This is a genomic window from Micromonospora sp. NPDC048935 (genome assembly GCF_043197875.1).
GTDB lineage: Bacteria > Actinomycetota > Actinomycetes > Mycobacteriales > Micromonosporaceae > Micromonospora.
The window spans coordinates 48,832-61,957 of record NZ_JBICTZ010000017.1; the positions used below are offsets into that span (position 1 = coordinate 48,832).

General features: G+C 67.8%; 10 protein-coding genes and 1 pseudogene. 7 read left to right on the forward strand and 4 right to left on the reverse strand.

Annotated features, from left to right (window positions below; genetic code table 11):
- Positions 1-18: 18 nt before the first annotated feature.
- The 3 genes from ACGFIW_RS31710 to ACGFIW_RS31720 are packed head-to-tail and all read left to right on the forward strand — an operon-like array spanning position 19 to position 2,099.
- A complete protein-coding gene (locus ACGFIW_RS31710) occupies positions 19-657 on the forward strand; it encodes a hypothetical protein (protein ID WP_393323671.1) in 639 nt (212 codons plus the stop codon).
- A 6-nt stretch (positions 658-663) separates the two neighbouring features.
- Entirely contained in the window at positions 664-1,182 is a 519-nt protein-coding gene (locus ACGFIW_RS31715; protein ID WP_393323673.1) for an SdpA family antimicrobial peptide system protein, read from the forward strand.
- Complete coding sequence (locus tag ACGFIW_RS31720) at positions 1,116-2,099, forward strand: sporulation-delaying protein SdpB family protein (protein WP_393323675.1); 984 nt, start codon at positions 1,116-1,118, stop codon at positions 2,097-2,099. The genes ACGFIW_RS31715 and ACGFIW_RS31720 overlap by 67 nt, the downstream gene beginning before the upstream one ends.
- A 290-nt stretch (positions 2,100-2,389) precedes the next feature.
- Here the strand turns inward: ACGFIW_RS31720 and ACGFIW_RS31725 are convergent, their stop codons facing one another.
- Positions 2,390-2,602 (reverse strand): hypothetical protein, encoded by a 213-nt coding sequence (locus ACGFIW_RS31725; RefSeq protein ID WP_393323677.1) that lies wholly within the window; start codon positions 2,600-2,602, stop codon positions 2,390-2,392.
- A gap of 37 nt (positions 2,603-2,639) precedes the next feature.
- Here ACGFIW_RS31725 and ACGFIW_RS31730 point away from each other — a divergent pair, with 37 nt between their 5' ends.
- From ACGFIW_RS31730 to ACGFIW_RS31740, 3 genes are read left to right on the forward strand one after another with little or no spacing between them, the layout of a single operon-like run.
- Complete coding sequence (locus tag ACGFIW_RS31730) at positions 2,640-3,593, forward strand: helix-turn-helix domain-containing protein (protein WP_393323680.1); 954 nt, start codon at positions 2,640-2,642, stop codon at positions 3,591-3,593.
- 14 nt (positions 3,594-3,607) lie between these two features.
- Entirely contained in the window at positions 3,608-4,069 is a 462-nt protein-coding gene (locus ACGFIW_RS31735; protein WP_393323683.1) for a cupin domain-containing protein, read from the forward strand.
- Entirely contained in the window at positions 4,066-4,836 is a 771-nt protein-coding gene (locus tag ACGFIW_RS31740; RefSeq protein ID WP_393323686.1) for an alcohol dehydrogenase catalytic domain-containing protein, read from the forward strand. Before ACGFIW_RS31735 ends, ACGFIW_RS31740 begins: the two co-directional genes overlap by 4 nt.
- 102 nt (positions 4,837-4,938) lie before the next feature.
- Here the strand turns inward: ACGFIW_RS31740 and ACGFIW_RS31745 are convergent, their stop codons facing one another.
- Both ACGFIW_RS31745 and ACGFIW_RS31750 read right to left on the reverse strand, forming a co-directional pair.
- Positions 4,939-7,149, reverse strand: a complete 2,211-nt coding sequence (locus tag ACGFIW_RS31745) for a BTAD domain-containing putative transcriptional regulator (RefSeq protein ID WP_393323689.1) — start codon at positions 7,147-7,149, stop codon at positions 4,939-4,941.
- A gap of 474 nt (positions 7,150-7,623) precedes the next feature.
- Positions 7,624-7,885, reverse strand: a pseudogene (locus ACGFIW_RS31750) (IS21 family transposase); the annotation flags it as partial.
- 569 nt (positions 7,886-8,454) lie between these two features.
- Here ACGFIW_RS31750 and ACGFIW_RS31755 point away from each other — a divergent pair.
- Entirely contained in the window at positions 8,455-10,131 is a 1,677-nt protein-coding gene (locus tag ACGFIW_RS31755; RefSeq protein WP_393323691.1) for a family 43 glycosylhydrolase, read from the forward strand.
- A gap of 81 nt (positions 10,132-10,212) precedes the next feature.
- Here ACGFIW_RS31755 and ACGFIW_RS31760 read toward each other — a convergent pair whose 3' ends face one another.
- Entirely contained in the window at positions 10,213-13,047 is a 2,835-nt protein-coding gene (locus ACGFIW_RS31760; RefSeq protein ID WP_393323694.1) for an immunoglobulin-like domain-containing protein, read from the reverse strand.
- Positions 13,048-13,126: the final 79 nt, after the last annotated feature.

The window sequence follows — 13,126 nt, forward strand, 5'->3', positions numbered from 1 at the left end:
GATGTGCGGGAGGTAATCATGAATCACCGCAAGGTCTGGCTCGGCCTGCTCGTGCTGGCCCTGGCAACGGTGTCCCTCGGCTTCGGGGCCCGCGGCCAGGCCGACCCCGGCTGGCCAGCCCCGCCGCCGCGGTACCGGGCCACGGAACTCTCCGATGCGATCCTGTTCAACGACGGGCCGGCCGCCTACCGGCTGGTCTACCTGGAGCGTCCGCCGACACAGTGGACGCCGGCGCTGCGGCAGGCCCAGGGCGCGCTCAGTTCGGAGCTGATCCGTCGGGGCACCTGGTCCGACGCGATGATCGTGCAGCGGATACAGAGCGGTAACCCGGTCGCGGTGCGCGAAGGGCTGGTCACCCTCGTCGCGCTGGCCCGCGAGGTGTTCAACCGGACATTCGGCAAGGAGACCGTGGACTCCGCCGTACGTCTGGTCAACGATGCCCTGCTGGCGAACGCGTATGAGGTCGTCCGAGCCGACTCCTACATCAACATGGACAACGACAACCGGACCCCGCTGGAGGTCGGTACCATCCGGGCCATCTTCGCCGGCGGTTTCGCCGACTGGTCCTGGGACATGGCCGGCAACCCGGCGCCACGGGCCAAACTGGTGCAGGATCAACTCATCGCGGTCATCGCCCGTGACCTGCGAGCCAGGTAGCAAACAGTGGACGACACGCGGTTGGGACGGTGGATCGCCGGGACCGCGGTGGTCGCCATGCTCCTCGTGGGCTACCTCACCCGGGCGGTGCTGCCGGTAGCCGCGATGCCGGCCCCACCCGGCCGGATGGTGGCCCGTGCACTGGTACCGGAAGGCTGGGCGTTCTTCACCCGCGACCCCCGCCAGCCCAGCCCGGTGGCCTACACCACGGACCGAAACGGCCGGTGGCGGCTCGCCTCGGGCAGCAGCCGTGGCCCGGCCGGCCTGGACAAGCGGGACCGGGCCCGCAGCGCGGAGATCTCGCTGCTCACCCGCCGGCTGGACGGGCCCGCGTGGACCAAGTGTGACGGCGAACCCTCCACCTGCCTGGCCGCCGCCCCGGCCACCGCGGTAGCCAACACCGCGACCGTACGCACGCTGTGCGGCGACATCGGGATCGTCCTTCAGGAGGTACTGCCATGGGCCTGGAACAACCTGCCGACCGTGCTCCCGTCCCGGGTGGCCCGGCTCACGGTGACCTGTTAGACCGGTGGCTGGCCCGGCTCGGCCGGCGCTGCCGACCCGCCCTGGCCGTCGCGCCCTGGTCGAGCGGATTCGGGCTGGCCCGTACGCTGCTGGCCACCGGTACCTGCGCCACCCTACTGGTCAACCCGCCGGCGATCCTGCTGTCGATGGACAGCGCCGAGGACTGCACCGGGCCGGCCGCCGCGGGCATCTGGTGCGTCCTACCCGCCAGGCAGGGGCAGCTCGCCGGGTGGATAGGGATCGCCGTGCTGGTCGTGGTGGCCAGCGGCTGGCGCCCCCGGTGGACCGCTTTGCCGCACTGGTACATCTCCTGGAGCGTGATCGCAAACCTGTCCGCGCTGGACGGCGGTGACCACATCACCGCCACCCTCAGCCTGTTGCTGCTCCCGATGGCCCTCACCGACCCCCGGCGGTGGCATTGGCAACCACCACCGGCCGGCGCCGCGATCGGCGCCGGCCGGGTGGTCGCGCACGCCGCCCTGGTCCTCGTATGGCTCCAGGTCGCCATCGTGTACCTGCACGCCTGCATCGCGAAGCTTGGCGTCGCCGAGTGGGCCGACGGTACGGCGATGTTCTACTGGCTCCGCACACCCGGGTACGAGCCGCCTGATTTCCTGCGTCCGCTGGCCGAGGCGGCTACCAGTTCCGCAGTGGGGGTGACGCTCTTCACCTGGTCGGTGCTGGTGCTGGAGTTCGCTCTGACCGTGGCCCGGCTGTTGCCTCCCGGGCCGCGCCGCGTACTACTGGTCGCCGGGCTGGCGTTCCATATCGGTATCGCGGTCGTCCTGGAACTGGTCACCTTTGGTCTCGCGATGAGTGGGGCGCTGCTGCTCTATCTGTTGCCCGTGGGACACCAGGTCAGGCTGCCGGCGATCGTGGTGGCGCGGATGGGCAGCGCCCGTCGAGCAAGTCGGTAGGCGGCCTGTGAGCCGAGCACTTCGACGCGGATTAGGTCCGCAACTCGTCGAGCTTGCCTGCTCACGCCGGCCGGCAGGCCTTCAGCTGTGAAGGTTCGCCACCAAGTTGGCGCGCGAGGATTCTACGCACGTCACGGCTTTACTAAGATTGAAGCCACCAAGGGTTCGGCAACGAGGAGCAGGCGCCGGCATCCGCGTCGGCTGGAGGCCAGCATCGGCCACGATCTACGCGGATGTCCGCTCATCGGCACGACCGGATGTCCCGGTGCCGGGCGTGCCACCGCTGATAGTCACCGAGGGTGATAGGCGTTCTGGCATCTGCGCGCACCGTCGGCGGCAGAAGAGTGCACGGCTTCCTGCTGGCGGGTCAGCCAGCCGTAGAACGAGCTGGGCTCGTCGATGAACCGGCCGTCGGTCGCCGACGCGACCGAGCCGTCCACCGCGTGCACCAGAGCCCGGTAGGGCAGATGCGGGTCGGCGCCGCTGTCACCCCAGCCGAACACCGTGCCTGAGCGGAAGTGTCGCCGTTATCGTTGACCGGTGATCGACAACCTTGAGACGTTCCAGGACGAGCTGGCTGCCAGCGGGTTTCCGCCGCTGGTCAACAAGCTGGCCGGGGCCGACTTCCGGATCCGGATCGCCACCCGTGACCTCGGGCCGCTGCGGTTGGTCTCCCTCGACACGCCCGAGAGCGCCTGCATCGGGCGGGGGTGCGACGCCTCCGACGGCAAGAACCTGGCGGTCAAGGTGATGACCCGGGGCCGGACGCGGATCGAGCACGGGCGCGGCGACGCCGAACTCGGGCCGACCGACCTGGTGCTGCTCGATCCCACGCGTACGCTCCAGTTCGAGAGCACCGCCGCGGCGCACGTCACCATCCTGGTTCCGCGCCGGGAGCTTCGGATCCGGCCCGCGCAGATCGACCGGCTCATCGGCGTACGCATCGACGGCAGCCACGGCCCGGGCGCTCTCGTCTCCGTGCTGGCCCGGGAGTCGGCGCGGTCGGCGACCGAGTTCCGCGAGGCGGAGGCGCTGCGGTCGGCGGCGGCCGTCATCGAGCTGATCGCGGTTGCACTGGAGGCCCGGCTCGGCGACGAGCAACCGGCCCCGGACGAGTGGCTGCGGAACCGGATCGCCGGCTACATCGAGGCCCGGCTGGCCGATCCCGATCTGTCTCCGCCCGGCATCGCCGCCGCCCACTACATCTCCGTTCGCCGGCTGCACAAGCTGTTCGAGGACCAGCCGCTCACCGTCGCGGCCCTGATCCGCCGTCGCCGCCTGGAGCGCTGCCGGGCCGAGCTGACCGGAAGCGGACGTACGGTCACCGCCGTGGCCGCCCGGTGGGGATTCTCCGATGCCACCCATTTCAGCAAGCTCTTCAAGGCGACGTACGGCTACAACGCCCGCGCACTGGTAACCAGCAACCGTGCACGCACGACCAAGACGCGCACAGCCGGCCCGGAAAAGGATGGTGGTCACCAAGGCAAGCAATAGCAAGAGGAGAAGTCGTGGCGAAGGTAAACATCGTCCGCCCCGGTGAGGGCGAGATCCTCGGCAGCGGGGCGCAGCAGATCCGCATCCTGGAGAATGGCGAGCACACCGACCACCGGCTGGGGTTTGCCGAGGTCACCATTCCGCCGGGCACTCCGAGCCCGTTGCAGCATCGCCACGCCCAGCATGACGAGGGCTTCTACGTGCTGGCGGGAACCTTCCGGTTCACCGTCGGCGAGGACCATTACGACGCCGGGCCGGGCACCTGGGTCATCGTGCCGACCGGGGCGCCGCACACGTTCGCCAACGTCGGCGACGTGAACGCGGTCATGCTGAACACGTTCACACCGGACCTGTACGTGCAGTACTTCCGCGACTTCAAGGCCATGATCGATTCCGGGCAGCCGGTCAACGCCGAAACCATGAGACCGCTCTGGAAGAACTACGCCACTGAGATCTCGAACGAATACGCCTCGTGAAGCGGCTTCAGTACGACCGCTACGGTGGCCCGGAGGTGATGTGGCTCGCCGAGTTCGAGCCAGCACGCCCGGGTCGGGATGAGGTTCTCGTCCGCGTCCGGGTGGCAGCTTCCAACGCGCTGGACTGGAAGATGCGCAACGGCGAGATGAAGCTGATGACCGGTCGTTTTCCCGGGGCGATGGGGCACGACTTCGCCGGAGTCGTCGAGGCGGTCGGCGTCGGCGTCACCCGACTGAAGGCCGGCGACGCGGTACTCGGCGGGGCTCGGTTCCGGCAGGCGGGGGCGTTCGCCGAGATGGTGACGGCCCCGGAGAAGGCGGTCGTGCTCAAACCGGTGGACCTTTCGTACGAGCAGGCCGCCGCGCTGCCGACCGTGGGCGTGCCCGCCTACCAGGCCACGGCGGAGGTCCGGCCCGGGGCGGGCGGGATAGCCCGGGCGCTGATCCCGAGATCATACTCCGTTCCACTGCACCGACGACCGGCGGCGGGGCTGCCCGATACGCCTCTGAAGCTCGAACGAAACCCGCGCACGGATCAGTCATCCTCATCGCGCACGAGGCGACGACAGTCACGTATGCCGGAACAGATCTTCACGGGTTGCCGACATGTCACCATCGCCGCGGGCCGCGACCTGCTGAAGCACGTCAAGCATCGGGGGACAGCGACCGTCAGTGGCCGTCCGCGCACGACGGGGTCGCTCCGCATGAAGCCTGACGTCCTCTGGCGTGGCCATACGGCCGACCTTGCCCTAGCCACCAGCAGGTAGTGGTCGAGGAAAAGTTCGGCTGTCGGCCCGGGGTAGCCTGACGTCCGTGCAGGCAGTCTGCCGGCGACTCGGCATGGCGCACGTCGGCCGAACTGTCAGGTACTACGACACCACGAAGGACCTGTTCGAGAAGCTGCCAGACTGTGCTGAGCAGTGATAGCGCGGACTGCTGCAACTCCGCCAGACCGGCTGATCGCGCGACGTGCGCGGCTGACCGCAACTGCCTTCGGCGGCGTCGTGCGCGGAGTTGTTCGCCGGGTGGCGGCCCGCGCGCACCAGCCCGGCGGCGGTGCGGGCCGGGTCCGCGAGCGGGCCAGCGGCCCGGAGGTGATGGGCGACGCGCCCGGCCGCTGACTCATCGCCGGCCACCGTGCGTTGCAGCGCGTCGGCGACCAGCAGGTGGATCCGGGCCGCGTGCGGTGGTGAGGTGGTCCCGGCGACTGATTCGCGGACGAGGTCGTGCGCGAAGCGGAACGAATACGGGTTCCCGGGCGAGGCTGCGAGCAGGCCGAGCTCTTCCAGTTGCTCGATGCGGTCGAGACAGGTCTGCAGGTCGATTCCGGCCGTGTTCGCGAGCAGTGTGAGGTCGAAGTCCCGAGCGATCAGTGCGGCGATCCTCAGGAGGTCTCGGGCGTCGTTGCCCAGTCCGGCCACCCGATCGCGGACGACATCGCGCACGGTGGCCGGCACGGCGGTTCGGGCTGCGGCGTTCTCGGTGAGGGTTCCGCCGTCGGCGAGGAGTCGGGAGAGTTCCCGGACGAGGAAGGGGTTGCCGGCGGTGCGGGCGTGGATGATGCGGGCGGCACCCAGGTCGGGGGCATGGCCGGTTTCGAGGCGGACCAGTTCGGCCACCTCGGCCGGGCCGAGCGGGCCGAGCCGGATCCGGCGGTGACCGGGCAGGCGGCTCGCCGTGGCGAGCATCCGTCCCAACTCCGGGCCGGGCATAGGCGCACGGTCGCGGAGCGCCCCGATCACGGCGATGCCGCCCGGCAGCCGGGCCGTCAGGTAGCTGAACAGGTTCAGCGAGGCGGTGTCGGCCCACTGGAGATCGTCCATAACCAGCACCAGCAGTCGCCTTACCGATACCCGGCCGACGAGCGCGACAACCTGCTCGAACAGGCGGAACTGGGCGCGACTGCACGACAGGCCCGGCGTGGCGGGAACGTCGCTGTCCGTTCCCAGGAGGCGGCCGAGTTCGCCAGTGTGCCAAGTTTGCCGCACTGCGTCGGGCAGAACGTCGAGGAGCGTGCCGACCGCTTCGACCCAGGGCCACATCGACGGTGTGCCGTCCCCCTCCAGGCAGCGGACCCAAAGGACAAGCGCGCCACGCCGGGCCGCCTCGGCACCGGCCTCCTCAAGCAGGCGGGTCTTGCCCGCCCCCGGTTCGCCCTCAACGAGAACGAGTCCCGTGCCTCCAGCGAACGCCGACGCCATCGACTGCCGCAGCACCCGGAGTTCCCTAGCCCGGCCAGCCAGATGATCGGCGATCGGCACCCCGGCGGCGGGTACCTGCCGCCGCTCGTCCGGCGGTTCCTGAGCCAGGCTCGGTCCCAGCACCCGGCGGTGTGCGGCGACCAGGGCCGGGCCGGGATCGAGGCCGAGATCCTCGGCGAGCCGGGCCCGGACGGTCCGGAACACGGACAGCGCTTCTGCCTGCTGGCCGTTGGCGGCCAGAGCGGAGATGTATCCCGCCTGGACGGTTTCGTGCAACGGTGCCATCCGGGCAGCCAGATGCAGTGCCTGAAGGACGCGTTCGGGCTGCCCCAGCGAAATCGCAAGGTCGGCCGCCGCCACGCAGGCGTCGAAGAACTCACCATCGAGCGCGGCGAAGATCGCCTCCGCGGCCAATCCGTAGGTCAGTCCGTCAGCGGCGAAACTCTGCCAGAGCCCCACCGCCCGCGCGTAATAACCGAGCGCCTCATCGGAGCGCTGCTCCGCGACAGCAGCCTTGGCCGCCTCGACCAGCTCACGAAACGTAACAACATCCAGCATGCCGGGACCGGCAGTGAAAAGGTAACCATTGCCACGGCGCTGCAGATACGAGCCACTGCCACGTAATGGCAGCGCCGGCTCCAGCAACCGCCGCAGCCCGCCGACGTACTTCTGCAGGATGTTGACCGCCGACGCCGGGACGTCGTCATCCCAGATCAATTCAACCAGTCCACTCATACTGATCGGCTTGCCCGCACGCGCGAGCAGCAGCGCGAGCAGGTACGCCTGCTGCCGGGGCCCGGCGGACAACTCGACACCGTCCCGCCAGAGCCGCAACGGACCGAGAACCTGCAGACGCAACTGCCCACCCGACGACTCCATGCCTACTCCTACTCTCAGGACGTGCACGTTCGACCGAATGCCTGGGCGAGTTCGGCCGCGCGACAGTGCAGGTCTCGGCCGGTCGGAAATAGCAGGCATTCGGCCGGGGACGATGGTGATGGCCCTGGGCGCGCCAGCGCACCGGCGGTTCGGGCCAGGGCCAGCCGTGTTGACGGCTCCGCCGGCCGACGACACCGGAATCCTTGCTGCGAATTCGCGGGCCGTCGTGGATGGTGACGTGGTGGACAGGCGTGCGACTCGGGTCTTGTCGGGTGGTGCGCTGAAGTCATGTAATCAGCGTGACCCGATCCGGACCACGCAGAAAATTACGCAGGACTGTCAGCGTGCAGTCGGGACAACGTCGTGCGGGCCGCCTCGTCGAGCGGTTTCAGCGGGGCGCCTCCCACCAGCTCGAGCAGGTTCCGCCGTCGTGGGCACCGGATCGGCCTTGGCGATCTTCACCGTGTTCTCCTATCCGCCCCTGGACTGCGGATCCGCCGGCACACACGTGCGGATCGTCATCCCGTGATGCCGGGGCGACCTGCACAATCTCCGGATTGCGGACCGCGACGTCAGCGACGTGCTCGACCGTGATCGTCTCGTTGTCCGTCAACGCATAGGCAGGCACCCCACCAAGACGCCTCAGCGTGGCGTCCAGACAGGCCACGATCGTCGGCAGCGTCCTGTCGAACACCGGGATCACGACCCGGAACCGCGACCAGGCCAGCCACGCGCACCGCTGGACTCCCCGGCCACCGTCAGGGCCGGACCGATGGCCAGGACGTCCGCTCGGCGGCGGGCGCGCGGGGTGCGGGGATCGGCCTTCGGCAACCTCCCGGAGCAACGTGATTCGACTTCGTGGCCGCTCGCTTCCGGGTGACTCGTCAACCACTCCAACTGCACCGCGCAACAGCCCGACACCACGATCAGCCCAGCCGCATCGCATTGATGCTCTTGACACGCTCCAGATAGCACCGTTAATATCACCGAAACATTGTTAGCGCTAACAGCCGCCGGCCAGCGATCCGTGCCGGACGAGACCGAGTCGATGGGCGTGTGCGCTCGAGGCCCAACTGGTCGAGCGGAAGCTCTCTCTCCCACCCTTCGTGATCACCGTCGAAGGATGCCTCACATCAGCAATTAACCGCGTCCGTGCGGCCATTCGTAAAATCGGACACTTCTGCCCGTTGTTAGTGCTGAACGCGCCCAGACGGAAGGTGGGACCTAATGGTTTTCGAGAGGACTGCCGGCAGTCGACGCCGAGGTTTAGCGGCTATTGGTCTTGCTCTCGCGGTGGGAGTGGGTGTGGGTCAACTGACGCCGATCGTGTCGGCCTCGGCGGAGAAGCCCGTGCCGCCGGCGGCACCCGGCGTCGGACCTCAAACCCCGTCGGCCAAGGTGCCACTGGCCGGCGTCGACATGGCTCAGACATACGTGAACCCGATCAATTTGCCCGGGATGGCCGTGCGCAACATCGTCGGGACGATGCCGCCTACTGACGAGAATGTCGCAGATACTTCGCAAATCCCGGCCAGCTTGAACCTGGAGACGTGGACGGCAGCGTCCGGGCGAACTCTCGCGAGCCGATCCACCGCCGGGTTCTCCAGGATTTCCGAGAACTCCGCACGGACCGGGGCGGACTGGTCCGCTCTGAACGTCGACGGGACCATCTATCTCTATGCGTCAGGTGCGATGCAGAACGCACCGAACAACAACCGCACTGTCTGGTCCACCACCGACTACCTCGCGTGGACGCCCCACGAGATGAACCTGGGCCTGGTCGCACCAACCGTCGTGCAGCTCGGCGACAAGTTCTACATGGCCGGCAACAACACGCCGGTCTATCAAGCGAACTCGCCCACCGGGCCGTGGACCAGCATGGGAAGTTTCCTGCGCCCGAGCGGCCAGACCCTGAGCGTTGGCGACGTGCAGTTCTTCCCGGACACGGACGGCCGGCTGTACCTGACGTACAACATCGGCTCGCCGATCATGGGCGCCGAACTCGACCCGAACAATCCCCGGCAGCTCATCAGCGACCCGGTGGTGCTCTGGACCTTCGACCCGCGCCAGGAGTGGCAGCACATCGGTGACAACAAGGCGACCTACACGCATGGGTACGTGGAGGGTTCGCAGCTGTTCAAGGTGCGGGACACGTACTACCTCTCGGTCGCATCCGGTGGCACGGAGTTCACCACGTACGCGACCGGCGTGATGACGTCGAAGAAACCGCTGTCCGGGTTCAAGGTCACCCAGCAGAACCCGATCGGCTACGGAAACAACCATCCGAGTGCGGTATATCCGAACGCCGGGCACGGCAGTTTCGTACTCGACAAGGCCGGTAACCTGGTGTTCTTCTACACCTATGTCATCGCGTACGAGGAGTTCTTCGAGCGGCGACTGGGGATGGACATCTGCAACGTGATCTCGGCCGGTCCGAAACGGGGAGCAATCGATTGCGAATTGTCCAACACGCCGCAACTGGCCCCGGGGAAGAAGATCTCGGGCAGGGACGACACCGGACTCTATAATGTGGCCACCAACAGCCAGGCGTACTGGGCAAGCAGCTATGCGTCCGGGCGCAACCCGTACTACGGAGGGGACCGCTCCCTGTCCACTTGGTGGGAGCCGGCTGACGGCGATACCGCGCCCACGTACATCAGGGGCTTCGGGACCGTTTTCCACATTTCCGCCGCGCAGATCCAGTGGAAGGAACTCGGACGCACGTTCACCAAGGACAACGCGGTGCAGTACACGCTGGAGTACAAGGACATCCCCACCAACACGTGGCGGCCCCTGGTCGACAGGAGTACGAACTCCACCGCGTACACGGCTGACTACGTCACCTTCGACCGGGTGCTGACGAACGCAGTCAGGCTGAAGGTCCTGGGTACGACCGAGACCGTCAAGGTCGGAGTCCACGAACTGAACGTCTTCGGGGAGAACTACAACCTGGCCGTCGAGAAGGGCATGCTCACTCGATAGTCCGGTCGCTGGGCGGTGCAGTAGGAGGGGGCGAGATCAACAGATCTCGCCCCCTCCTACTGGTGCCGCCTCTCGGTACGCCTAGGGGTGCCGATGCGGCTTCCGCACCGTCAACTTCTGGTAATCGGCGGTGTGGGGCTGGTAGATCGGGTTGCCGGAGTAGGCAACGTGGACCCGGTACTCCCCAGGCTGCAGGTCGGCGGTCGGCAGTTCGACGACGGCCTTACCGTCCGCCAGTGGCACGACGTGCACGGTGCCGCCGAAGGTGACGGTGACCTCGCCTGTCGGGGTCGGAGCGTGGTGCTTGCGCCCGCCCGCCGGCCCGACAGTCACGTTCAATCTGAACGTGTCCCCGCGGACAACCGACGCTGGCGCGGCTTTCGCCTGGACCTTGACGGCGGCCGGGCCGGAGGGCACCCCGAACGATGCCGTACCCGCCGACGCCTTCAGGTAGTCGAAGCCGAGGTACTCGGCCTTGACCGTCCGGGCACCCGCCGGCAGATCGGTCGGCAGTGTGACCGTGGCTGCACCGTCGCTCAGGTGGGCGAGCTTCGACCACGAGCCGATGCTGAGCCGCACCTGACCGCCGGTCTCGAACCCGTCAGCCGCTGTGACTGTCACGGTGGCCGTGGTCGTCCGGGCACCGCTCGCGTACGGCTTGACCGCCACCTCGGTGGTGGTCGTGACGTCGCTGTTCGGGATTCCGCGGATATCGTTCCACTCGCGAACGGTCAGCGGGATCACGGTGCCGTGACGCGGGCGGACGACACCCGCGTTGGTCATCGTGATCGCCTTGGCGTTCCAGGTCGGGGCCTCGACGTTCTCGTGACACGCGGCCTGGTACCCCCCACCGTTCGTGTACCGGTCGCCCCAGAGGTAGAACTGGCCGGGGCAGGAGGTGTCACCGGGGTTCGCCTTGAAGATGACCGGTCCCTCGTACCCCTGGTTGGCGACCCAGGTCGTGCGCCCCAGAGCCGGCGCGACCAGTGTCCAGTTGTCGATGTTGCTGTCCAGGAAGTCGGTGTGCTTCTCCGAGAAGATGTCCGAGCCCTGGTTGCCAGCCTCGTTCTTGGTCACCCGGTAGTAGTGGTCACCGACCTTGATCGCGGTCGTGTCGATCCGCGACAGCGGGGCCGGATCCTGCCAGACCCGGGGAGCGGAAAACGTCTGGAAGTCTCGCGTCGTGGCATACCACATCTGCGCGTTCCCCTGACCGGTGCGGTTCACGGGGTCGCTCCACAGCGACTGCGCCCAGAACACGACGTAGGCGCCGATCTCCTCGACCCACAGCGACTCTGGTGCGAAGGCGTTGCCCGCGTTGTCGGGCGCGACCTTCACGTGCCGCTGAGGGGTCCAGTTCACCAGATCGTGCGACTCGAACACCTCGATGTGCTGGGTGTCGTTGATGGCGTATCCACCCTGGTCGTACCAGTTCAGGTCGGTGGCGATCATGTAGAACGTGTCGCCGTCGGGTGAGCGGACGATGTGCGGGTCACGAAGCCCCTGGTCGCCCAGTTGGGAGATGAGTGACGGCCGGCCGCCGGTCAGACCGGTCCAGTCCAGGGCGGTGTTTCCATTGGATGTGGCGAACATGATCTGCTCGCCGTCGGCAATTCCCTCGCCCTTGAAATACCCCATGAAGTACCGCTCGTACTCCTCGGAACGCGGCATGGCGGCGATGGTCACCGGGAACGACTTCTTCTGCGAGGCCGTACCCTTGCTGATGGTCGCCGTCAGGGTGGCGGCAACATCCTCATGGCCGAAGGCAGGGCGACTGACCGCACCCGTCGGGGTGACAAGGCCGGTGGTCGACTTCCAGGTGATAGTCGATCCGAACTCGCCCTTGGCAGCGAGGTCGAGGTTTCCGCGTACCTCGTCGGTGGCGTCCAGGGCCAGGTCGAAGGCGTCACGGTCGACCGCCTGCGCGTCGTCGAACTCGGCCTTCACCACGACGGGGATCTCCCGTGTGGTGACCTCCTGGGCGCCCTTGCGGACAGTCGCCGTGAGCGTGGCTGTCGCGTCGGGCTGTCCCTGCGCGGGTCGGGTGATCCTGCCGGTCGCCGCGACCTTGCGGGCGCTGGCGACAGCGGGCGGGGTGTAGACCTCGACGACCGAGGGGTCCGAACTCGTCCAGGTGATGGCCGAGCCCGACACGGAGCCCACCTTGGGCAGAACGATGTCGTGTACGACCGCGCTGGTCAGGCCGAGGTCGATGGCCGCGGCGTCGGCGCGAACGCCATCGGAGACAGTCTTCTCCGCCAGGACGAGTGTCTCGTCGAGCCCCACTGCCCGGTCGTACACGCGGAAGTCCCGGATCGTTCCGCGGAACGAGTAGTGGCCCGACGTCTGCGAGCGACCGAGGAAGTTGCAGTTGGTTCCCGCGGCGTTCACCGACGGCGCCGTGGTCAGGTCGGTCGACGTCGCGTGGAGCACGCCGTCGAGGTAGAGCCTGCCGGTCCAGCTCGTTCCGTTCGAGTTCAGTGACTGGGTGTAGGTGACATGAGTCCACGCTCCCTCGAGCATGCGGACCCGGTTCTGTTGGAGGTTCGTCGGACCCACCGCGACGCGGAACCGCTGCGTGTTCGACGCAAAGATGGAGCCCTCGGCGCCGGTGTCGACGTCGCACGAGCCGGACTTGCGGCCAAAACCCCACATCTGGTGCTCGCCGACGTTCGCCGGGTCGACCCACACGTCATAGTCGACGGTGAGGTTGGACATGCCGGCGGTAATGTCCTTCGGTAGCGCCACGTATGCGCCGTCGAGGGCGCTCTCGTAGGAGTCGGGGTTGAACCTGACTCCTTCGCCGGTCAGGGCCGCCTTCTCGGGATTCACGAGCGTGGCGTTCGCCGCCGCGCCGGCGCTACCCGAGTTGACCAACGTCGTCCCACTGGTCTCGTCGAGGGCGAAGTGGTGCACAAGACCCTCGTCCAGCTGCTTCTCGGCAGCGTGCGAGGGCGTCGCCGCGAACGAGACCGAGAGAAGCGCACCCAGTGCC

Bases quoted from the DNA above. Each gene is read 5' to 3' on its own strand.
- ACGFIW_RS31720 (WP_393323675.1), top strand. From the start codon at position 1,116: ATGGGCCTGGAACAACCTGCCGACCGTGCTCCCGTCCCGGGTGGCCCG.
- ACGFIW_RS31745 (WP_393323689.1), bottom strand. From the start codon at position 7,149: ATGGAGTCGTCGGGTGGGCAGTTGCGTCTGCAGGTTCTCGGTCCGTTG.
- ACGFIW_RS31710 (WP_393323671.1), top strand. From the start codon at position 19: ATGAATCACCGCAAGGTCTGGCTCGGCCTGCTCGTGCTGGCCCTGGCA.